The sequence below is a fragment of the Dyella lipolytica genome (assembly GCF_030160075.1).
Lineage (GTDB): Bacteria > Pseudomonadota > Gammaproteobacteria > Xanthomonadales > Rhodanobacteraceae > Dyella_B > Dyella_B lipolytica.
In genome coordinates, this window is record NZ_BSNQ01000009.1 from 655,936 (window position 1) to 678,017 (window position 22,082).

Genomic DNA, 22,082 nt, shown 5'->3' on the forward strand with positions numbered 1-22,082 from the left:
ATCGCTATACCGGATCCACAAGACGTGGAAGCCCTGGTGCAGCATCGAGGTTACCGGCGTGCTGTTCGCGGCCGTGCACGATGCTAAACACCACCGGCACAAATAGCAGCGTCGCACACGTTGCAAACAGCAGGCCACCGATGACCGCAAGGCCGAGCGGCGAGTTCTGCTCATGCGCCAACGCCATCGGCAACATGCCGATAATCATCGCCAGCGCGGTCATGCACACCGGGCGGAAACGGGTGAAGCCAGCTTCCAGCGCTGCTTTCATCGCATCGCCGTGCTCGGCCAGTCGTTCGCGCGCAAAGCTCACCACCAGGATCGAGTTGGCCGTCGCCACGCCCATGCACATGATCGCGCCGGTCAACGCGGGCACCGACAACGTGGTGTGCGTGATGAACAACATCCACACGATGCCGGCAAGCGCAGCCGGCAAGGCCGTGATGATCACGAATGGATCCAACCACGATTGGAAGTTCACCACGATCAACATGTAGATCAGCACCACCGCACCCAGCAAGCCGAACAGCAAGCCGGAGAACGCCGTATTCATCGCCGTGACCTGGCCAAGCAATCGCACTACCGAACCTTTCGGCCGATCCTTGGCAGCTGCACTTAGAACCTTCTGGATATCGCTCGATACCGCACCGAGATCGCGCCCCTGTACGGCAGCGTAAACATCGAACGAGGGGGCGATATCGTAATGCGATATCACCGCGGGACTCGCCGTGCGGTTGATCGATGCCAGTGCGCCGAGAATCTGTCTGGCACCGGCGGTCGATGAGGTAATCGGCAGACTCTGCAACGCCGCAAGCGTGTCCATGCGATATTGCGGGGTCTGTGCCACCACGGCATACGACACACCATTGTCCCGATTCAACCAGAACGTAGGTGCTACCTGCAGACTACCGGCCAGCGAAGCCACCATGCTGTTGGTGACATCATGCTCGGTAATGCCTAACGCATCTGCACGTACACGATCGACATCCACGTTCAACTGCGGTGCGCCGGTCGACTGCTGCAAGCGGACATCGGCGATGCCGGGGATCTTGCGCATCTGGCGCAAAAGCTCAATGGCGTAGGCCTGATTGGCCGCATTGTTGCGACCGGAGACTTTGACATCCAGAGGTGCCGGCGCACCGAAATTGAGAATCTGACTGCTCATGTCGGCGGGCAGGAAAGCGAAGCTAGTGCCGGGAAATTCGCGCGGCAATGCGGCGCGCAAGTCTTTGACATAGACATCGCTAGGGCCGTGCCCTTCCTTGAGAAGCACCTGAATGTCGCCATCTTGCGGCCCGATCGTGCCGCTGTTGTTGTAGACCATGTTGGTGCCGCTAAGCGGCAAACCGATATTGTCGATGATGCCATCCAGCTGATCGGGCGGAATGATGCGGCGAATCGCATTCTCGATATGGTCGAACTGGGCCGCCGTATCTTCGATACGAGTACCTACCGGAGCGCGCACATGGATCGCTATCGCGCCCGCATCCGTGCTCGGGAAAAAGTCGCGCCCCAGGAACGGTACCAGCGCGAACGATACGATCACCGTCACAAGAAAGCCGATCACAAATGGCCGTCTCGTCGCCAGCGCTAACGATAGTGTGCCGTAATAGGTGTCGCGGACTTTGGTGAAACGGTGTTCGAAGCCTTGTTGGAATGCCACCAGCGCCATCCGCAACCGACCACGCTTCATAGCGGGATGCTGATCACCCTCGTGATGATTGATATACGCATCTTCCGGGTGATCGCCCAGGCCGCTTTCGACCATATGCGGCTTGAGCAGATACATCGCCATTGTCGGCACCAACGTGCGCGACAGTACAAACGACGAAGCCATGGCGAAAATGACCGCCAGCGCCATCGGCCGGAACAGAAAGCCCGCGATGCCGTCGAGCATGAACATCGGTACGAACACGATGCAGATGCACAGCAGCGACACGAAAGCCGGCGTCACAATCTGCTTGGCACCATCCATGATGGCCGTGTGTACGTCCTTGCCCTGCTCCAAGTGCCAATTGATGTTCTCGATCGTTACCGTGGCGTCGTCCACCAGAATGCCGACCGCCAGCGCCAAGCCGCCCAGCGTCATCACGTTCAAGGTCTGCCCGAACGCCGCGAGCAGCGCGATCGCCGACAACACCGCCAACGGAATCGAGACGGCAATAATCACTGTCGATCGCCAACTACCCAGGAAGACCAGGATCATCACCGAGGTCAGCATCGCCGCGATGATGCCCTCGCGCGCTACCGACGCGATGGCGCTGCGCACGAATATCGACTGATCGCCCAATAGCTTCATCTTCAAGGACGGTGGCAGCGTTTCCTCCGCCAGCGGCAGCAGCTTCTTGATACCGGCCACCACGGCCAACGTCGATGCGTTGCCGCCCTTGAGCGCCGGCATCAGTACGGCGCGGCGACCATCCACACGAACCACGTTGTTTTGCGGCGGGGAGCCGTCGCGCACGTGCGCGACCTGCCCAATGGTGATGGTCGCGCCGTCCACCGTCTTGATCGGCAGGTTGTTGAGTTCGTCGATCGCGGTAGGACTGTCGTTGAGCTCGACTGTGTATTCGTCATGGCCGATCTTCATGGTACCGACCGGTACGATCTGGTTCTGCGCCGCCAGCGCGTTACCGACGTCTTGCGCCGACAGACCTTTGGCCGCCAGCGCTTGCGGATCGAGATCGAGCATGATCTGTCGTTGCTTGCCACCGTACGGCGTAGGAATGGCGATGCCCGGTACCGACACCAGCATCGGCCGCAGGAAATTTTGCGCAAGGTCGCGGATCTTCTCTTCGGACAATTGCGTGCTCGACAAGGCCATCTGCAAGATCGGCACCGTGGAGGCGTTGTAGTTGATGATTTGCGGCGGCGTGATGCCCGGCGGCATCTGTTTGAGTACCGTCTGCGAGATCGAGGTGACCTGCGCGGTGGCCGTGCGAATATCCACGCCCGGCTGGAAAAAGATCTTCACCACGCCGATGCCAGGCAACGACTGCGATTCGATGTGCTCGATATCCGTTACCGTCGAAGTGAGCTGACGCTCGTAGTAGTAGATCACCCGTCCAGACATCGCACTGGGCGACAAGCCGTTGTATGTCCACACCACGCTGATCACCGGTATACCGATGTTCGGGAAGATGTCGGTCGGTGTGCGCAGCGCGGCCAATGGCCCCACGATCAGGATAAACAGCGCAAGGACGACAAAGGTGTAAGGGCGCGCGAGCGCGATGCGGACAAGACCCAACATGTTGCTTATTCCTCTTCGCTTGCGTGGTGCGTCGTGACCTTGGCGGTGTCTGCGGCGTCGATACCTGCCTGCTCGCGAGTCCAGCCGCCGCCCAATGCGCGGATCAGATCCACGCTGGCCTGCAATCGACGTGTGCGGATGGTCTGCGCGTCCCGCTCGGCACTCAGCGCCGCGGTCTGTGCGACGACCACGTCCAGATAATTGACGATGCCTTCGCGATAACGGTTCGTTGCGATCGACAGCGTCTTCTGCGCCGCCACTACCGCCTGATCTTCCTGCTGCGCTTCGGTACCCAGATCGCGCAGCAGCACGAGATCGTCTTCCACCTGACGGAACGCATTCAGCACGGTCTGCCGGTAATCGGCCGATGCGGCCGCAAACTCGGCCTTGGCCTCGCGCAATTGCGCGCGCCGTAGTCCGGCATCAAAAAGGTTCAATGTGGCCAGCGGCCCCAAAGCCCAGAAGCGGTTACCAACGGAAAGCAGGTTGCCCATCCCAGTGTCCTGGAAACCGTAGGCACCCGATAAGCTCAGGTCAGGGAAGAAAGCCGCACGTGCCACGCCGATACCTGCATTGGCTGCGTAGACGCGACGCTCCGCCGACGCGATATCGGGACGACGTTCCAGCAAAGTGGAAGGCAGCCCTATCGGCGTTATCGGAGCCTGCAGCTGTTCCTGCAACGGCGCCATGGCAAAGCTGGAAGCAGGCACACCCACCAGGCTGGCGATGGCGTGCTCGACCAGCGCACGCTGTGCCTGGATATCGGTCACCTGCGCTTGAGCATCATGCAGCTGCGTCTGCGCGCGCGATACATCGAGCCCGGAGGCGACACCGCCAGCGTGGCGGTTCTCCGTCAGCGTGAGCGCACGCGTGTATGCCTTGAGCGCGTCGTCGAGAATGCTTGCCTGGATGTCGTAGCCGCGCAGGCGCACGTAGTTGTCGGCCAGTTGTGCCTCGAGGCTCAGCTTTGCAGCGGCGAGATCCGCTTGTGCTGCTTGCGCCAACGCGTGGCCCTGGCTCACTTCGTTGCGGATGCGTCCCCACAGATCGAGATCGACATCCGCTTCGACGCCAATGGTGTCGCTGTCGTATTCATTTGGCTGATTGCTACCGCGCAGGGGACGGTTATTCGATTGGCGTGCGCGGATCGGACTGGCTATAGCACCGATATGCGGAAACAATCCCGCATTGAGTTGGCTTTCGAAGGCGCGAGCGGTGTCGTAGCGCGCGAGCGCTGCCGCAAGACTGGGGTTGTCGGCATCGAGCTTGGATTCAAGCTGGTCCAACGTGCTGTCGCCGTACACGGACCACCACGCACCACGCGACTGCTGGTCCGACGGCTCCGCCGCTTTCCATGCGGTGCCGGCCTCTTTGTAGCTCGCCGGCATCGGCGGCAGAGTCGGCGTGCGATAGGTCGGCGCCAGCGAGCAACCGCCCAGCAGGACGGCCGCGGCCGCAGCCGCCAACAGGCGATTAGCGTGTCGCATCACGATCGTGCTCCGGCGCCTCGTTCTGTGCGGCGAGATTCTCGGGTGACGCAACCGCTACCCGGACCTTGTCGCCCTCCATCAGTGAATCCGGCGGGTTCTCGATGACCTGATCGGTGGGCGCCAACCCATGATCGATCTGCAAGGTCGTACCGAGGTCGACGGCGATATGCACGTTATGCAAATGTGCCCGGCCATCGGCGCCAAGCACCGCGACTTGCGGCCCGCGCGCGCGGAAGATCAAAGCGCTGGCCGGCACGCTGACCATGTGCGGATCGACCGCGAGATTGAGTTGTACATCCGCATAGTCGCCAGGCTTGAGCGCACCATCGCTGTTGTCCGCGATGAATTGCGCCAGCAAGCTGCCTGAGCTTTGGTTGATGGCATCGGAGCTGCCGATCAGAGTGGCATGGAAGGTTCGCCCAGGAAGTTCCGGCACATTGAGCGTCACCGTCATGCCCGGTTTGATACCGTCAGCATTCACCTCCGGCACCGGCACGTAGAGACGCATACGGCTCGTGTCGGCCACGGTGAAAAGCTCCGGGCCGCTTTCATTGTTGGCGGTGATCAGGTCACCCACGTCCGTGCTGCGAGCCGTGACCGTGCCGGCGAACGGCGCGACGATCTGCTTGAATGTTTCCAACGCATCGAGCCGATCCACATCGGCCTTGGCCGCCAACACGGTGGCCTGCGCCGCCTCTGCTTCACCGCTCTTTTCATCCGCTTCCTGCTTGGACACCGAGTCGGACGACAGCAGATGCTGCCAGCGATGAGAAGTAATGTTGGCGAGATTGGCGTCGGCCTGTGCTTTTACCAGCACGGCCTTGGCCTGCTCCAGCTGCTGGTCCAATTCCGGCGTATCGATCGTTGCGAGCACGTCGCCCGCTTTCACTTTGGCGCCGATGTCTTTGTACCAGGCCTTCAGATAACCGCCGACGCGCGCATGAATCGGTGCGCTGTTCCAAGCTTCCAGATGACCCGGCAAGGTGATCACGTGTTCCTTGGCAGGATCGGACGACGGCGCGAGGCGCACGCTTGGAATCAACTGCGCATCGGTCCACTGCACTAGTTCGTGGTGTTCGCGATAGCGAAGACTCAGCCCGAGGATGACAACCAACACAGCCAGAAGAGCAGCGCCGATACCGACGGCTTTGAGACGAGGCGGCTTTTGCGCCACCTGCACGGGTGCGTGATTGTGCGACATGAGTAGCTTCCAGTGGCGCAGGCCAACGAAGCTCGCATTATCGGGAAGGGCCGTCCGCAGCACCTTTCGCCGGCATGAAGAATGTTTCATGAAACGCCGCCTTGGGCGCTCAAGCGGCTTTTTTGCGCGTCTAGACCGCAGATTGCAATCGGCAATCCATACCAATACGGCTACCTTTTTGGTCGCCATGGATATAGAGCTCGAAGTCGTGCAGCTTGGCGATGGCGGCAACGATGCTGAGGCCCAAGCCATGCCCGGGCATATCGCGACCGGCCTCGCCTCGGTAGAACCGTTGCCAAATGGCTTGGCGCTGTTCGACCGGAATGCCGGGACCGCTGTCCGACACTTCGATACGCGCCAGATCTGTCCCGACACGCGTGGCGCTAAGCACTACCTTTCCATCTGCCGGCGTGAACTTGATGGCATTGGCGACGAGATTGCCCAGCGCCTCGAACAGTAGGTCAGGATCCGCCTGTACCAGCAATCCAGGTTCTATATGCAACTCGAAGCTCTGCTGCTGGTCTTCGGCCAACGGTGCATACAATTCATGCACATGCTGCAATGTCTCACCAAGATCAACCGCTACGAAACCTTCGCGGCGACGACGATCTTCCAACTCCGAGATGCGCAGCAAGGCGCGAAAACGACTAAGCACTTCATCGATGTCACCGACGCAGCGTTCGATCAGTCCCGCATGCGGATCTTCCTCACCCATCTGTTGCTGCATGCGGTACAGCTGTGAGCGCAACCGGGTGAGCGGCGTACGCAGATCGTGCGCAATGTTGTCGCAGACGCCTTTTACCTCGCCCATCAGCCGCTCGATCTGATCGAGCATGCCGTTGACGATCGCGGCAAGGCGGTCGAGCTCATCACCGCGATGGCTGACCGGCAGACGCTGATGCAGATCGCCGTGCGTGATTAGCTGAGTAGCCGCTTCGATCTGCCGGATCCGACGCCGCGGCGCGCGATTGAGGATCAAGCCACCGATAAGGCCGGGCACCAAGGTGAACGACAAACCCCACCATAGAGCGTGCTTGATGATGCTGCTGACATGCGCAGTGACTCCGGTGGTATGCGCTAACGCAAGCACTTCGCCGCTATCGAGGCGCGCCGCGATGATGGTGAGACTTTCCTCTGTCGGCAGTGCATCCCTCGCGATCACCTCGTCGGTATCCACGCGTAGCGGACCGCCGTCGATTTTCAGTGTTGGCGGAAGCCGCGCCACATCGCCAGCCACCCATTCGCCATGTGCATCGAAGAGGCCCCACGCGTTGTAATTGGCACCCTTCAATACAACGTAATCGTTCAACATGGATTGCAAGTGCGTGCGGTCGACACTCCGCATCGCATCGACTTGTTGCACCAGATCGCGGTCGGCACGTACCTGCAGATAGCGCACGGTTTCCCAATAGATCAGCCCCAGCAACACCGTGCCCCAGATCACGAAGAAAAGGCCGTAACCGAGCAACAGCCGCGATGTCGTGGCACGCCAGTGCATCGACCAGTCTTTGCCGGAATTAGCCAAGGCGATATCCCGATCCGCGCATGGTGCGGATCAACGACGGCTCGCCGTCGATATCGACTTTGCGGCGCAGACGGGCGATGTGCACATCGATCAGGTTGGTGCCGGGATCAAAACGCAGACCCCACACGCTCTCGAAAATCATCGCGCGCGTCAGCACCTGACCGGGATAGCGCATCAGAAATTCCAGTAGTCGGTATTCGGTGGGCAGCAGCGTCAATTCGCGCATGCCGCGGCGGGCAGTGCGAGCGATCAGATCCAGTTCCAGGTCGGCGACGCGCAGGCGCGTCTGTGCGGGCTGTTCCTGCCGATGCCGCCGCAGCAGCACTTCGATGCGCGCCGCCATTTCGTCCGGCGCGAACGGTTTGGTGAGGTAATCATCGCCACCGGCGCGCAGGCCGCGTACGCGTTCGTCGACGTCGCCCAATGCGCTGATCATCAGCACAGGTGTGGTGACGCCGCTTTCGCGCAGCTGCTTGACCAGTTTGAGGCCGTCCATCCCGGGCAGCATCAGATCCAGCGTGATGGCGTCGTAGTGCGGCTCCAGCGCACGCTGCAAACCTTGCAGGCCATCGCTCACCCGATCCGCGCTGATGCCGTGCGCAGCCAGTTCCAGCGCGATTTCGCGCGCGGTGATCTCGTCGTCTTCGATGACCAGGATGTGAGGCATGCGCCGTCCAGGCGTGGTGTCCACGCGGGACTTAAACACAAAACGGCCTCCGCGAGGGAGGCCGTCGTGAAGTGCATGTCAGCGCGACTTCAGGCTGCGAACAAACCGCGCATCTTCTTCATGGCGTTGGCTTCCACCTGGCGGATGCGCTCGGCGGAGACGCCATATTCGTCGGCGAGATCCTGCAGCGTGGCCTTTTCTTCGTTGAGCCAGCGGCGCTGGATGATGTCGCGGGAGCGCTCGTCCAGCTTCTGCAGCGCGGCCGACAGCGTTTCCAGTTGGTTGTCGGACTGGTCGGCATCGGCGACGTTCTGGTACGGATCGGCGCCTTCGTCGATCAGGAACGCTTCCGGTGCCGGCTTGGCATCTTCGTCCGCGTCGGCCGGGGCTTCGAAGCCGATATCGCGACCGGACAGGCGTGACTCCATTTCACGCACGGTGGCTTCCGGCACGCCCAGGTCCTTGGCGACCATGCGCACTTCCTCGGCATTCATCCAACCCAGGCGCTTCTTGCTCTTGCGCAGGTTGAAGAACAGCTTGCGCTGCGCCTTGGTGGTAGCCACTTTCACGATGCGCCAGTTGCGCAGGATGAACTCGTGCATTTCTGCACGGATCCAGTGCACGGCGAAGCTGACCAGGCGCACGCCCTGGTCGGGATCGAAACGCTTGACCGCCTTCATCAGGCCGATGTTGCCTTCCTGAATGAGATCGGCCAGCTGCAGGCCGTAGCCGTTGTAGCCACGGGCCACGTGAACGACGAAACGCAGGTGCGACATCACCAGCTTGCGGGCGGAGGCAAGGTCCTCCTCCGACTGGTAGCGGCGCGACAGGTCCTGCTCTTCTTCCTGGCTGAGCACCGGGATGCGGTGAACCGCCGAGATATAGGCATCCAGACTGCCGACGAGGCTAGGAACCGGCAGATAGGCCGTCGCCAAGGCTTGAGACATGTTGGAACCTCCAAAATTTGGGGATCAGCTTAGCACTCTGATACTTGGAGTGCTAAAGGCGTCAGCAAGTTCCGGCGCCTTTTATGTACCGAATAGTACACGAATGATCCGGCCTTGTCCATTCCCAGTGGACGCCGCCAGGCGGGGTTTCAAGCATGACTTCCGGGACGTAAAGGCAGACCGGCCCAGGGAATCAGACCCCAGCGAGCTGGGCCCGAGACGGCAGGGACCAGTCGATAGGTGCCTGTCCATGCGCCTCCAGATAACGATTTGCCGCTGAGAAGTGGCCACAGCCAATAAACCCGCGATGTGCCGACAGGGGCGAGGGATGGACGGCCTTCAGCACGGTATGGCGACGGATATCGATCAGCTGGCCTTTGCGCTGCGCGTAGGAGCCCCAGAGCATGAACACCAGACCTTCACGTTCGCGGTTGAGCGCGTCGATAGCGGCATCCGTGAAACCTTCCCAGCCCTTGCCTTGATGCGAAGCGGCCAATCCACGTTCCACCGTAAGCACGGCGTTGAGCAACAGCACCCCGCGATCGGCCCATGGCGTAAGGCAGCCATGATCGGGGGGTGGAATGCCGAGGTCGCGCTGTATTTCCTTGAAGATGTTGACCAACGAAGGCGGCGACGGCACGCCCGGACGCACCGAAAAGCACAATCCATGCGCCTGACCCGGACCGTGATACGGATCCTGCCCCAGGATCACCACACGCACCGACGCGAATGGCGTGTGCGCGAACGCGTTGAAGATGTCAGGTCCCGGCGGATAGATCACCTTGCCCGCGTGTTTCTCCGCGCGCAAAAACTCAGACAGCGTGCGCATGTCAGGGCGCTGTAAATAATCGCCGATGCGGCTCTTCCACGATGGTTCGAGCTTGACGCGTTCTTCTTCGCTCATGTGATGCTTTCGCGTGTGCGCAAATGCTGAGCAACGCGTAATTGGAACAGTAATTTGGTGATCAGCAGACGCTCTTCCACCGGCTTCTCGACCAGATCGTTGGCGCCGGCGCGAATCAACGCGGCCTGGTTGTCGGGATTCTCATCGCCCGTCATCACCAGTACCGGCAACTTGCCCTTGCCGTAACCGAAATCGCTGCGGATGAATTTGAGTAGATCGCCGCCGGTAAGTTCGCCTTTCAAACTAACGTCGGTCAGGACGAGGTCGGCGCCCACGGCACCCTGCGCGCGCTCGGTCTCCAGCAACGCCAGCGCATCTTCCACGCTGACGACGTGGCGCACGGTAAGGCCAATCTTTTCCAGCATACGGCGCGTGGCTAGCGCGACCACGCGACTATCTTCCACATACAGCACCACGCCTTCGGCGACGCTCTCCGGACGTACATAGCCGCGAATGAATTCTGCCAACGCCTGGAAACCGAGCGACTTGTCGAAGTAATCGGTGACGTGCTCACCCAGTGCACGGCGGTGCAAGCGATCGTCGACATCGCCGGACACCACCACAATCGGCACATAGATCTGCGGCGCGGATTCGCGCACATAGCGCGCCAGCTCCAGGCCATCCATATCGGGCAAGCGCAGGGCCACCGTAATGAAATCGAACACACCGCGATCGAGCAGCTGATGCGCTTCGGCGCCCGTGCCGCAGCCCACCACTTCGGCCTGCGGCAATTCAGCCTGCAGCACTCGCGTGATCAGTTGGCGGACGACCTTGGAACCATCCACCACCAGCACGCGCGGTGCGGTGCTGAGGTCGCGGCTGCTGATACTTGCACTCATCAAAAAATCCCACCATCCCGGTCAAGCTTGGCTTCCGTGCTCACGCGTCGGCGGGCGCCCCCCTGCGCCCGTTTGGCCCACCCATCTTGCCCCAGAGTAGCCGGGAATGGTTGCGAACGACTTCACCACCCGCCAAGTTCGATCGTTCAGGCAGCGCGGCGCAACTGCCATGCGCTGACCAAACGCGCCCCGAGCCACCCCAGGAAGGCGGCGGCAATCGGCACCGCCAGCAACAGCCACGGCGGCAGGCCGCCGACGTGGAGCTTGCCTTCGTAAACCTGACTGAGACGCGCCACCGGATCGACCAGCGCGAACTCGATCAGCAGCGCCAATGCCACCGCCAGGATGCCGCCGGACAGCCCGTACCAGATCCCCGCATAAAGATACGGGCGGCGCACGAAGGCACGGCTGGCGCCGACCAGCTTCAAGACGCCGATTTCATCGGCGCGGCTGGTGATGTCCACGCGCACCGTATTGCCGACTACCAGCAATACCGCCAGCGCGAACAACGCCGCCAGAATTAGCACGGCGCGATTGCCGACGCCAAGCAAGGCGTCGAGGCGCTGCCGCCACGTGCCGCTGTCTTGCACCATGTCCACGCCCTGCATGCCGCGCAGATCGTCCACGAGATGACCCACCGCATCGGCGGAAAGTCCGTCCTGCGGTTGCACTTCGAGCACGTAAGGCAACGGGTTGTCGTCCAGCGCATGCAGCGAATCGGAGAAGCCCTGCATCTTGCTCAATTCGTCCATGCCCTGCTGCGGCGATTTCAACGTGACATTCGCGACGCCATCGTGCTGCTGCACCTGTTTGGCCAGCAGCTGCGCGTTGGCCGCCACCTGGTCCGGCTTCAGGAAGACATTGATCACCTGATTGCGGCCCAACGCATCACCCAGCGACTGCGCGTTGGAGAGCAGCAGATAGAACGCCAGCGGCAAGGCCAGCGCCAGGCCCATCACCGCGATGGTCAGGAAGCTGCCCACTGGCTTGGAAGCAAGACGGCGCAAGCTCGCGCCGGCACTCCAGCTGTGGTGTTCACGCCAGCTCGACACGGGGCGCCGATGGCTACGTTCGCTGCGCGTCGGAGGCTGGACGTCGGTCGGCGTGCTCATAGCACCTCCTCCGCGGCGACATCCGCCACCAGGCGGCCATGGTCGAGCACAACGACACGTTTCTTCATGCGCTTGATCAGAGGCAGATCGTGACTGGCGATCAGCACGGTCGTGCCGACCTGCTGGAATTCGGCGAAAAGACCCATGATTTCGACGGCGAGCTGCGGATCGAGGTTGCCAGTAGGTTCATCGGCGATCAGCACGTTCGGCTTGGCGACGATGGCACGGGCAATGCCGACGCGTTGCTGCTCGCCGGTAGACAGCGAGGCGGGCAACTGACGTTCGTAATCGAGCAGGCCGACTTTTTCGAGCGCCGCGCGTACACGTCGACCGCGTTCCAGTGGCGCGATGCCACCGATCACCAACGGCAATTCGACATTGGCAAAAACGGTGCGATCCATTAGCAAACGATGATCCTGGAACACCATGCCGAGGCTGCGGCGCAGCTTGGGAATCCCGCTACGACCGATCTTTGCCAGGCTTTGCCCGTCGAGACTGATGTGCCCGTGCGAGGGACGCTCGATCAGCGCCAGCAACTTGAGCAAGGTGCTCTTGCCGGCGCCCGAATGACCGGTGACGAACGCCATTTCGCCCTTGGCGACTTCGAACGTAAGCTGCGAAAGGGCCTCGTGGCCGCCTTCATAGCGTTTGCTGACTTGATCGAAGCGGATCACCGCGTTCCCCATCCTTAAGCCGTGCCACTGGCCGCAAGGATAAGGGAAGCATTGGCGATATGCGCGTGTTTGCTTACTGCATCACCACAAATTCGTGTGGCGACGCAGTACCGGTTCAGCGACCGGTGAACAGGCGCGTCAGGCGGCGAAAGAAACCTGGCTTCTTAGATGCGACATGCTCGCCCGACGCTGGCGACTGGGCGACGACCTGCCGTGAGGGGCGATTGCCATTATTCGGCGTAGCGGCGGCGTGATTGGCCGCCGCCTCGGTACCCGGTGCACCGCCGGAACGACGGCGACCCCGACCGCCGCGACGACGGCGACGCTGACCTTCTGCCGTCACGTCATCCTGCGGCGATGACGTCGGCGCGGGTGCGGGATGCGCACTACCGTTGGCGGCAGCAGCCTCTGCGGCACGTGGTTTGCGCGGACGATCCTCACGGCGACGTTCCGACGGCGGACCCGAACGTTCGCCATCGCGTTTGCCACGACCGCGTGGACCTTTCGGAGAAGATTTCTTGGCATCGTCGCGCGGCGTCACCTTGTCGCCAAACGCTGCGCTGTCGGCTGCAGCATCCGCAACGAACTGCGCGTCGATCTGCTTCGGCTGCGGCATCACCAGCAGCTCCGGCCCGATCGCCGCCACCGGAATCTTCTGGCCGATGTATTCCTCGATATCCGGCAGGGACATCGCATACAAATCGCAGGCAAAACTGATCGCATCGCCTTCGGCGCCCAAGCGCGCGGTACGGCCGATGCGGTGCACGTAGTCCTCGGCGTCCTGCGGCAGGTCGTAGTTGAATACGTGACTGACCGCCGGGATGTGCAAGCCGCGCGCCGCCACATCCGTGCACACAAGAATGTCGAGCTGACCATCCTGGAAACGTTGCAACAGTTTCTGGCGCTTCAGCTGCGGCACATCGCCGGACAATGCGCCGACGCGATAGCCTTGTCGCTTCACGCGATCGGTCACGCGCTCGGCAGCTGCCTTGGTGTTGACGAAAATGATGCTGCGCGACGCCGACGCCTGTTCGAGCAAATTCAGCAGCAACGGCAGCTTTTCTTCCTTGGCGGGGAAATAAACCTGCTGGCGTACGCGGTCGGCGGTGACGTTGTCGGTCTCCACCACGAGCTTCTCGGCGTTGTGCATGTGCTCATAGGCCAGCTCTAGCACGCGATGCGAGAGCGTGGCGGAGAACAGCAGCACCTGACGCTGCTCGCGCGCTGGCAGACGACGGAAGATGAAACGCACGTCCTTGATGAAGCCCAGATCGAACATGCGATCGGCTTCGTCGACCACCATCACTTCAACGCCGTTGAAGCCGAACACGTTCTGCTTGTAATAGTCGAGCAGGCGGCCAGGCGTGGCGATGATGATGTCGCAGCCATCTTTCAACTGCTGTCGCTGCTTGTCGTAATCGACGCCGCCGTAGATCAGCGCGGAGCGCAGGCCGGTGTAGCGGCCGATGCTCTTGGCATCCTTTTCGATCTGGATCGCCAGTTCGCGGGTCGGCGCGATCACCAAGGCACGAGGGTCGGAGTCCTTGCGCTCGGCCACGGCCGGCTGGGTCAGCAGGCGATTCATCAGCGCGACCAGGAAGGCGCAGGTTTTGCCGGTACCGGTTTGCGCCTGTCCGGCGACGTCGCGTCCGGTGAGTGCGACCGGCAGGGTCAAATCCTGGATCGGCGTGCAGCGCGCAAAGCCGGCCTCGTCGAGGCCTTTCTGCAGCAGCGGATGCAAGTCGAATTGGGTAAAGAAGGTTTCAGTCAGTACGGTTTGGGACATGAAGGGGAGTCTGGTGGAGGCCGGTGCCGAAGCGACTGGCCCGGTCCCGCGGCAGTCTGGCAACCTTGGGACAGGTGGATGGATGCGACGCGCTGGGCAGCAGCGCCGAAAGGTGGGAACGACACACCGCAACCCCGCCGGCATAGGTGAAACGGCTCGCGGAGCCACCTCACCTATGCCAGCCGGAAACTTCGCGGCTGCCCTTGAATCGCTTGAATCGCGTCCCGACTTAGGCTGGAATGGAGCCCTGCCGCAACGGCATCGCTTCCATTCCCGGATCGACCCGAGCCTCATGGGCACCCCATAGTGTAGCTGATGATCGGCACGCGGTCTTAAACCCCTCTCTACCGCCTACCTCGGAGACCCACGGTGAGCGAACTTATCAGCCATGTGAGCGACGACGCCTTCGACCAGGAAGTGCTGAAGTCCGATACCCCTGTCCTGCTGGATTTCTGGGCCGAATGGTGCGGCCCCTGTAAAGCCATTGCCCCCACGCTGGAGGACTTGGCCAAGCAGTACGAGGGCAAGCTGCGCGTGGTCAAACTGAACATCGACCACAACCAAAAGACCCCTCGCACCTACGGCGTTCGCGGTATCCCGACCCTGATGGTGTTCAAGAACGGCAAGGTCGAAGCCACCCAGATCGGTGCGGTCAGCAAGGGGCAGCTGGTCCAGATGATCGACAAGGCGATCTGAGCGCTACCGCATAAACCCGCCGTTGCGCGCACCCTTTACGGCGCTGCGCGGCGGGTGTTAGATTCCATACCTAGTTGGGGCTGTCCTGCCTCCTCGCGCGTTCCGCGCAACGCTCGTCTTCCCTTCTGTAATTAACGGCGCCCCGTGAGGTTTGCCCGTGTCCGATATAGAAAGCAAAGATTCGTCCGACGCCATCAGCGCCGAAACCAAACCCGTGACTGAAACCCGTACTCGTTCGCCGCGTCGATCCGCTGCTGCGATCGAGAACGAGGCCAATCGCGTGCGCAGCGAGAAACCCGCGAGCGAGCCGCCTGCGCCTGTCGTGGAGCGACCGGCACCCGCGGCCGACACCCGCGTCTTGCCAAACCTGCCGATGCCTCCCGCCCCGACCGACGAAGCGCCCCGCTACGGCAACAGCCAGAGCAACGGCAACGAAGGTCAGGAGAGTCGCGAAGGCGGCCAGGGCAATGGCAATGGCCAGCCGAACGCGCCGCAGCAGCAAGGCCAGGGTCAAGGCCAAGGTGGCAACGATCGACGCAACGACCGCAATGATCGCAACCGCCGTCGCCGCCACGAGCGCGGTCCGCGCCCGCAGGGCGGTCCCGGTGGCGGCGGTCAGCCGCGCAATCCGCATGGCCTGCCGGTGGACGACGACAATGCCGATATCGGCAGCAACGACCGCCTGATCAACCTCACCGAACTCAAGCGCAAGAACGCGATCCAGTTGCTGGAGTTCGCCGAATCGCTCGGCATCCAGGAAGGCGTCGCCCGCCAGCGCCGCCAGGATGTGATCTTCAATGTCCTCAAGGCGCACGCCCGCTCCGGCGGCGGCATCTGGGCCGAGGGTGTGCTTGAGATCTTGCAGGACGGCTTCGGCTTCCTGCGCTCGGCTGACGAGTCTTACCTCGCCGGCCCGGACGACATCTACGTGTCGCCCAGCCAGATCCGCCGCTTCAACCTGCGCACCGGCGATTACATCACCGGACGCGTGCGTCATCCGAAGGAAGGCGAGCGCTACTTCGCCATGCTCAAGGTCGACGACATCAACGGCGATCCGCCGGAGGCGTCGAAGAACAAGCTGCTGTTCGAAAACCTCACGCCGCTGTTCCCGCGTAAAGCGTTCAAGCTCGAGCGCGGCAACGGTTCGAGCGAGGACATCACCGGCCGCATCCTCGACTTGGTAGCGCCGATCGGTCGCGGCCAGCGCGGCCTGATCGTCTCTCAGCCGAAATCCGGCAAAACGATGATGCTGCAGAACATCGCGCAGGCCATCACGTACAACCATCCCGACGCGCACCTGATCATGCTGTTGATCGACGAGCGCCCGGAAGAAGTGACGGAAATCGCCCGCACCGTTCGCGCCGAGGTGATCTCCTCGACCTTCGATGAGCCGGCCGTGCGCCACGTGCAGGTTGCCGAAATGGTGATCGAACGCGCCAAACGCCTGGTTGAGCACAAGAAGGATGTGGTCATCCTGCTCGACTCGATTACTCGCCTCGCCCGCGCTTACAACACCGTGGTACCCAGCTCCGGCAAGGTGCTCACCGGCGGTGTCGACGCGAACGCGCTGCAGCGTCCGAAGCGCTTCTTCGGCGCCGCGCGTAACGTCGAAGAAGGCGGCTCGCTGACCATCATCGCCACCGCGCTGACCGACACCGGCAGCAAGATGGACGAGGTGATCTACGAAGAGTTCAAGGGCACCGGCAATATGGAAGTGCACCTGTCTCGCCGCATTTCCGAGAAGCGCGTCTACCCGGCCATCGACATCAACCGATCCGGCACGCGCCGCGAGGATCTGCTGATCGATCCGGACCTGCTCGCCAAGATCTGGATCCTGCGCAAGCTGCTGCATCCGATGGACGAGCTGGCGGCCATGGAATTCATGCTCGACAAGATGAAGAACACCAAGTCCAACGATGAATTCTTCAATTCGATGAAGCGCTAATCGTTACGCTGTGAAAGAGGAATCGGCCGCCCAGGGCGGCCGATTCCTTTTGCGCCACTCTGTGTCCCCGGTGTGTCAGCTGCTAGGATCTTGCGACCCCCCCGTTCCCTGGTCGTATGCGCATCCTGCTAGTTGAAGACGATCTCCTGGTTTCCGACGCCATCGTGCGCGGGTTGGCCACTGCTGGTTATGTGGTCGATGCCGTGGTCGACGCCGAATCGGTGCAAAGTCGCCTGGACTCCACCCACTACGATCTTGCGATCGTGGACCTCGGCCTGCCCGGCGAAGACGGGTTCGCCCTGGTGCGCCGCCTGCGCCGCGACGGCAACGCCTTGCCGCTACTGATTGTGACCGCCCGCGACGGCCTGGACGACCGCGTCAACGCGCTGGATCTCGGTGCCGACGATTACCTGGTCAAACCCTTCGCTCTGCCCGAATTGGCCGCCCGCTGCCGTGCGTTGATTCGCCGCGCCACCGCCGCTACGGCGAATGAAATGGTGGTGGGACGCCTACGCATCGATCTCGCCGGACGCCGCGCGCTGGACGATACTGGCCGCGTGCTCGAACTCACCCGTCGCGAATGGTCGATTCTCGAATGCCTGGCCCATCACAGCGGTCGCGTGGTGAGCAAGGAGCGACTGATCCAGGCTATTGTGAGCTGGGATGAAGAAATCTCCGGCAATGCCATCGAAGTACACGTTTCGCGTTTGCGCGCGAAGCTGGGCGATGCAGCTACGGTGCGCGGCATCCGCGGGCTCGGCTATCGTCTCGACGATGCGTAGGTCACGCCATGTTCTCGGGCGCTAATCCCCGGCGCGCCCCCAGCGTCCGCGGCCGCCTGCTCGGCTATTTGCTGCTGCCGCTCCTGCTGCTGATGATCGCCAGTATCTGGGCCGACCATCGCACCTTTGTCACCCCGATGTACGACACCTTCGATCGTGCGCTATCGCGCGCGGCAGTCGCTATCGCGGCGCATGTACAACGAGCGCCGGACGGAGAGCTCTACCTCGAAAGACCGGATCCAGGCCCTATTCCGCTGCATGCTTCCGGCACTCCACCCTTGCAGCCACCTTCTGGCAACGAGCACGGCAAACCACCTATACGCTTCGATGCCGGCAACCGACCGATGTCGTGGATGCGACTTTATCCCGGCGCGCGGGATAGCTTTGTGTACCGGGTCAGCGTTCCAGACGGCCGAACCGTGGCGGGCGATGCTGGGTTGCCCATCGCGGAAAGCAATGAAATAGACAACCTGACCTACAACAACACAACCTACAAACAGCTGCCCTTACGCGTCGTCAGTTATCACACGACGGTCAGCGGCCAACCGCTGGTGGTCACGGTAGGCGAGACCGTGCATCGACGCGACATGGTCGTGCGCCGACTGGACACCGTCATCGGAATAAGCGACGGGATCCAGCTGCTGCTGGTACTGGGCTTGTGTCTGTTCGGCATCACGGTGGCGTTACGTCCGATCAACCGACTGCGTGATCAGATCATGCGCCACCCGCCGCAATCGCTGCACCCGCTGCCGCTGGAACCCGTGCCGGGCGAAGTGCGCCCCCTGGTGGAGTCGCTCAATACATTGCTGGTGACGGTTCGCGATTCCACGCTTGCCCAACAACACTTTCTGACCAATGCCGCCCACCAGTTGCGCACACCACTCACGGGGTTAAAGGCACAACTGGAAGTGCTGGCGAACGAAACCCAGGACCACGCACAGCAAGAGCGCATCTCGCGCCTGCAAGGCAGCGTGGATCGCTTGGCCCACACCGCCAACCAGTTGCTCGCCCTTGCGCGAGCGGAGCCGTCCGCGCACGGTCCCGGCGATTTTGTTGCGATCCAGCTCGACACCCTGATCGGCACCGTAGTCGATTCGATGCTGGATAGGGCGCTGGCCCACGACATCGACCTCGGCGCCGAATGCGAACCGGCGCAGGTCCATGGCGTCTACTGGTTGCTGCACGAGTTGCTGATCAACCTGCTCGATAACGCGCTACGCCATACGCCCGATGGCGGCAATATCACGCTCCGCTGCGGCCTCCACCGTGGCTCGCCGTATCTGGAAGTGGAGGACAGCGGCCCCGGCGTTCCGATCGCCGAACGCGAACGCGTGCGCGAACGCTTCTATCGTGCCGCCGGAAGCGATTTGCAGAGCAGCGGCCTGGGCCTGGCGATCGTCGAGGAAATTGCACGCAGTCATCGCGCGCGTTTCGAAATTCTGGATGCGCTTCAGGGCAGCGGCGCGCGGATGCGCATTGAATTCCCTGCACATGCGTAAGTAATTACTTTCACATACGTAGGTTCAGGCCGTAGCTGTACTGTCACGTACAATTTATTTTCGCTCGCCCCCTTTTGGGGGCTGTGCAGCGCCTCCATAGTCGGAGGCTATTCCCGTGCGATGAGGCTTGCCACGTGTCCATCCCCAGTGCCGTCAAGAGCACCCCCATCCACGGTCGCCAGCAGTTGATCGATTACCTCGCCGCCGGCGAAAAGCCGCGCGACGCCTGGCGCATCGGCACCGAGCACGAGAAGTTCGGTTTCCGCACCGACGATCTGCGTCCACCTACTTTCGAGGGGGATCACGGCATCCGTGCGCTGCTTGAAGGGATCGCCGCCCGCTACGGCTGGGATATCGCCCGCGAAGGCGAGATTCCGGTGGCGCTGACTCGCGGCCAAGCCAACATCACGCTCGAACCGGCCGGCCAGCTGGAGCTTTCAGGCGCCCCGCTGGAGACCATTCACCAGACGTGTTCCGAAGTGAACAGCCATCTGGAGGAAGTGCGCTCCGTCGCCGACGGCATGGGCCTGGGTTTCCTCGGCATGGGTTTCCAACCCAAGTGGCGCCGCGACGAGATGCCGTGGATGCCGAAAGGCCGCTACAAGATCATGCGCGAATACATGCCCAAGGTCGGCTCCCTGGGACTGGACATGATGACGCGCACCTGCACCGTGCAGGTGAACCTCGATTTCGGCAGCGAAGCGGACATGGTGCGCAAGTTCCGCACCAGCTTGGCGCTGCAACCGATCGCCACCGCGCTGTTCGCCGACTCGCCCTTCACCGAGGGCAAGCCCAATGGTTATCTGTCGTATCGCTCGCACGTATGGACCGACACCGACGCAGACCGCACTGGCATGCTCGATTTCGTGTTCGAAGAGGGCTTCGGCTACGAGCGCTACGTGGATTACATCCTCGATGTACCGATGTATTTCAGCTACCAGAACGGTCGCTACATCGATCTGGCAGGCAAAGATTTCAAGCGGTTCATGGACGGCACACTCGACGCCCTGCCCGGCACGCGCGCCACGATGAAGGACTGGGCCGACCACCTCACCACCGCCTTCCCCGAAGTGCGCCTGAAGCAATACCTGGAAATGCGCGGCGCCGACGGCGGTCCCTGGAATCGCCTGTGTGCATTGCCCGCGCTGTGGGTTGGTCTGCTTTACGACGACGACGCGCTGTATGCCGCATGGGATTTGGTGAAGGACTTCACTCGCGAGGAACGCCACGCGCTGCGCGATGGCGTGCCGAAGCATGGATTGAAGCTACCGTTCCGCCAGGGCACGGTGCGCGATCTCGCACATGAAACCTTGCAGATCGCCTCGCATGGTCTCAAGCGCCGCCATCGGCTCAATCGCAACGGCGCTGACGAAAGCATTTTCCTGGAACCGATGATCGAAATCGTCCACGCCAACCAGACTCCGGCCGAACGCAAGCTCGAATTGTTCCATGGCGAATGGAACGGCAGCGTCGATCCGGTGTTCAAGGATTTCGCGTATTGATCACGGCGGCAGCGGCACACGCTCCGTTCCTGTCGGGGTTGCTGCTCGGAGCGTCTTTGATCGTCGCGATCGGCGCGCAGAGTGCCTTCGTCCTGCGCCAGGGCTTGCTGCAGTCGCACCGATTTCCAGTCGCGCTGTTCTGCGCCCTCTCCGATGCATTACTCATCGCCGCCGGCGTGGGCGGCCTGGGCATCGCCATTGGACACCATCCGCGCGCACTGGCATTCGTCGCAGGCGCTGGTGCTCTGGCGCTTGTGTGGTACGGCGTGCAGGCATTGCGCCGCGCGATTCATCCCCATGCACTGACTGCTGATACCCACGGCAAATCCAGCAGCATGTGGCGAGTCATCGCCACATGCGCCGGTTTCACCTGGCTCAATCCACATGTCTATCTCGATACGGTCTTGCTCATCGGCAGCCTTGCCTCGGCATGGCCATTGCCGGGGCCGCGACTGCTATTCGCCATCGGTGCTGCAACGTCGTCCTTCATCTGGTTCTTCGCGCTCGCCTACGGTGCGCGGCTCCTTGCGCCCCTGTTCCGCAAGCCGATGGCATGGCGCGTCTTGGACATTCTGATCGCGCTGGTGATGTGGAGTATCGCCAGCAAGTTGCTGATGTCCTTCCTCGCGCGCTGATCAATCCTGGGTACGAATACCCAGCCAGCGTGCCACCCAGGTGTCGAGACTGACCTTGCCTGGGCCGGCTATCAGGAACCAGAAGAAGATCAGCGTATAGACCACTTCATCGGCTTCGACGTAGTCATCCAAACCCATCAGATTGCTCGACACCACCAGCGTCACGGCCACGATCATGTTGATGATCATTGGGATGGTGACTAGCCGGGTAAACAGGCCGAGCATCAACAGCAGCCCGCCAACCAGCTCGGTCCACGCCGACAGCGCGGCGCTGAATGCCGGGAATGGAATGCCCCATCCCATAAAGCGCTGGGTGAAACCCTCCAGGTTGTGGACCTTGGCGATGCCGGTTTCCAGCCAGAAGTAGCCGAACACCAGCCGCACGACCAGTGGCCCAAGCCAGCGCCAGGCATGAAGTATCTCGAGCAGGCGCGAGGCCTTTGCCGCCATAAATTGACGCATCGCACATATTCCTTTGAATGAAGTGAGCGCATGATGCGCGAGCCCACCCATACCCACCATGTCCGTACGTCCAGGCTTTCTTGCCTTGGGTCCAACCATGCCACAGACCGGACGATCGAGCATAAAAGCGGGATGCCTGGGCGCAGCTATAAAGAGTTGCAGGCAA

At 61.9% G+C, this 22,082-nt stretch carries 18 protein-coding genes; 6 read left to right on the forward strand and 12 right to left on the reverse strand.

What is annotated here, in order from left to right:
- Nucleotides 1-4: 4 nt before the first annotated feature.
- The 11 genes from QQL64_RS16045 to QQL64_RS16095 all read right to left on the reverse strand — a co-directional run bounded on the left by QQL64_RS16045 (nt 5) and on the right by QQL64_RS16095 (nt 14,395).
- Nucleotides 5-3,250 carry an efflux RND transporter permease subunit gene (locus tag QQL64_RS16045; RefSeq protein ID WP_284401462.1) on the reverse strand — a complete coding sequence of 1,082 codons (3,246 nt, stop codon included), beginning with the start codon at nt 3,248-3,250 and terminating at the stop codon, nt 5-7.
- Between the two features lie 5 nt (nt 3,251-3,255).
- Nucleotides 3,256-4,737, reverse strand: a complete 1,482-nt coding sequence (locus QQL64_RS16050; protein ID WP_284402224.1) for an efflux transporter outer membrane subunit — start codon at nt 4,735-4,737, stop codon at nt 3,256-3,258.
- Nucleotides 4,724-5,941, reverse strand: a complete 1,218-nt coding sequence (locus tag QQL64_RS16055; RefSeq protein WP_284401464.1) for an efflux RND transporter periplasmic adaptor subunit — start codon at nt 5,939-5,941, stop codon at nt 4,724-4,726. Before QQL64_RS16055 ends, QQL64_RS16050 begins: the two co-directional genes overlap by 14 nt.
- A gap of 130 nt (nt 5,942-6,071) precedes the next feature.
- Entirely contained in the window at nt 6,072-7,466 is a 1,395-nt protein-coding gene (locus QQL64_RS16060) for a sensor histidine kinase (RefSeq protein ID WP_284401466.1), read from the reverse strand.
- Entirely contained in the window at nt 7,459-8,133 is a 675-nt protein-coding gene (locus QQL64_RS16065; RefSeq protein WP_284402228.1) for a response regulator transcription factor, read from the reverse strand. Before QQL64_RS16065 ends, QQL64_RS16060 begins: the two co-directional genes overlap by 8 nt.
- Nucleotides 8,134-8,222: 89 nt before the next feature.
- A complete protein-coding gene (gene rpoH / locus QQL64_RS16070) occupies nt 8,223-9,080 on the reverse strand; it encodes an RNA polymerase sigma factor RpoH (protein ID WP_284401468.1) in 858 nt (285 codons plus the stop codon).
- Between the two features lie 193 nt (nt 9,081-9,273).
- Nucleotides 9,274-9,984, reverse strand: a complete 711-nt coding sequence (ung, locus tag QQL64_RS16075; protein WP_284401469.1) for a uracil-DNA glycosylase — start codon at nt 9,982-9,984, stop codon at nt 9,274-9,276.
- Entirely contained in the window at nt 9,981-10,823 is an 843-nt protein-coding gene (locus tag QQL64_RS16080) for a response regulator (RefSeq protein WP_284401470.1), read from the reverse strand. The genes ung and QQL64_RS16080 overlap by 4 nt, the downstream gene beginning before the upstream one ends.
- Before the next feature lie 146 nt (nt 10,824-10,969).
- Complete coding sequence (gene ftsX, locus QQL64_RS16085) at nt 10,970-11,935, reverse strand: permease-like cell division protein FtsX (protein WP_284401472.1); 966 nt, start codon at nt 11,933-11,935, stop codon at nt 10,970-10,972.
- Entirely contained in the window at nt 11,932-12,621 is a 690-nt protein-coding gene (ftsE, locus tag QQL64_RS16090; protein ID WP_284401473.1) for a cell division ATP-binding protein FtsE, read from the reverse strand. Before ftsE ends, ftsX begins: the two co-directional genes overlap by 4 nt.
- A gap of 103 nt (nt 12,622-12,724) precedes the next feature.
- The gene (locus QQL64_RS16095) at nt 12,725-14,395 is read right to left on the reverse strand and encodes a DEAD/DEAH box helicase (protein WP_284401474.1); all 1,671 of its coding nucleotides are present in this window, start codon (nt 14,393-14,395) and stop codon (nt 12,725-12,727) included.
- 369 nt (nt 14,396-14,764) lie between these two features.
- Between QQL64_RS16095 and trxA the strand changes: the two genes are divergently transcribed.
- The 6 genes from trxA (at nt 14,765) to QQL64_RS16125 (ending at nt 21,454) form a co-directional block, all read left to right on the forward strand.
- Nucleotides 14,765-15,091: a thioredoxin TrxA gene (trxA, locus tag QQL64_RS16100; RefSeq protein ID WP_284401475.1), complete on the forward strand. Its 327-nt coding sequence runs from the start codon at nt 14,765-14,767 to the stop codon at nt 15,089-15,091.
- A gap of 157 nt (nt 15,092-15,248) precedes the next feature.
- Nucleotides 15,249-17,036 carry a transcription termination factor Rho gene (gene rho / locus QQL64_RS16105; RefSeq protein ID WP_284401477.1) on the forward strand — a complete coding sequence of 596 codons (1,788 nt, stop codon included), beginning with the start codon at nt 15,249-15,251 and terminating at the stop codon, nt 17,034-17,036.
- Nucleotides 17,037-17,152: 116 nt separating this feature from the next.
- A complete protein-coding gene (locus tag QQL64_RS16110) occupies nt 17,153-17,818 on the forward strand; it encodes a response regulator (protein WP_284401479.1) in 666 nt (221 codons plus the stop codon).
- A gap of 8 nt (nt 17,819-17,826) precedes the next feature.
- On the forward strand, nt 17,827-19,317 hold the full coding sequence (locus QQL64_RS16115; RefSeq protein WP_284401481.1) for a sensor histidine kinase: 1,491 nt from the start codon (nt 17,827-17,829) through the stop codon (nt 19,315-19,317).
- A gap of 134 nt (nt 19,318-19,451) precedes the next feature.
- Nucleotides 19,452-20,819 (forward strand): glutamate--cysteine ligase, encoded by a 1,368-nt coding sequence (locus tag QQL64_RS16120; RefSeq protein WP_284401483.1) that lies wholly within the window; start codon nt 19,452-19,454, stop codon nt 20,817-20,819.
- Complete coding sequence (locus QQL64_RS16125; RefSeq protein ID WP_284401485.1) at nt 20,816-21,454, forward strand: LysE/ArgO family amino acid transporter; 639 nt, start codon at nt 20,816-20,818, stop codon at nt 21,452-21,454. Before QQL64_RS16120 ends, QQL64_RS16125 begins: the two co-directional genes overlap by 4 nt.
- Here QQL64_RS16125 and QQL64_RS16130 read toward each other — a convergent pair whose 3' ends face one another.
- On the reverse strand, nt 21,455-21,916 hold the full coding sequence (locus QQL64_RS16130) for a DoxX family protein (protein ID WP_284401487.1): 462 nt from the start codon (nt 21,914-21,916) through the stop codon (nt 21,455-21,457).
- Nucleotides 21,917-22,082 lie beyond the last annotated feature (166 nt).

Bases quoted from the DNA above. Each gene is read 5' to 3' on its own strand.
- QQL64_RS16045 (WP_284401462.1), bottom strand. From the start codon at position 3,250: ATGTTGGGTCTTGTCCGCATCGCGCTCGCGCGCCCTTACACCTTTGTC.
- QQL64_RS16050 (WP_284402224.1), bottom strand. From the start codon at position 4,737: ATGCGACACGCTAATCGCCTGTTGGCGGCTGCGGCCGCGGCCGTCCTG.
- QQL64_RS16055 (WP_284401464.1), bottom strand. From the start codon at position 5,941: ATGTCGCACAATCACGCACCCGTGCAGGTGGCGCAAAAGCCGCCTCGT.
- QQL64_RS16065 (WP_284402228.1), bottom strand. From the start codon at position 8,133: ATGCCTCACATCCTGGTCATCGAAGACGACGAGATCACCGCGCGCGAA.
- rpoH (WP_284401468.1), bottom strand. From the start codon at position 9,080: ATGTCTCAAGCCTTGGCGACGGCCTATCTGCCGGTTCCTAGCCTCGTC.
- ung (WP_284401469.1), bottom strand. From the start codon at position 9,984: ATGAGCGAAGAAGAACGCGTCAAGCTCGAACCATCGTGGAAGAGCCGC.
- QQL64_RS16080 (WP_284401470.1), bottom strand. From the start codon at position 10,823: ATGAGTGCAAGTATCAGCAGCCGCGACCTCAGCACCGCACCGCGCGTG.
- ftsX (WP_284401472.1), bottom strand. From the start codon at position 11,935: ATGAGCACGCCGACCGACGTCCAGCCTCCGACGCGCAGCGAACGTAGC.
- ftsE (WP_284401473.1), bottom strand. From the start codon at position 12,621: ATGGGGAACGCGGTGATCCGCTTCGATCAAGTCAGCAAACGCTATGAA.
- QQL64_RS16095 (WP_284401474.1), bottom strand. From the start codon at position 14,395: ATGTCCCAAACCGTACTGACTGAAACCTTCTTTACCCAATTCGACTTG.
- QQL64_RS16110 (WP_284401479.1), top strand. From the start codon at position 17,153: ATGCGCATCCTGCTAGTTGAAGACGATCTCCTGGTTTCCGACGCCATC.
- QQL64_RS16115 (WP_284401481.1), top strand. From the start codon at position 17,827: ATGTTCTCGGGCGCTAATCCCCGGCGCGCCCCCAGCGTCCGCGGCCGC.
- QQL64_RS16130 (WP_284401487.1), bottom strand. From the start codon at position 21,916: ATGCGTCAATTTATGGCGGCAAAGGCCTCGCGCCTGCTCGAGATACTT.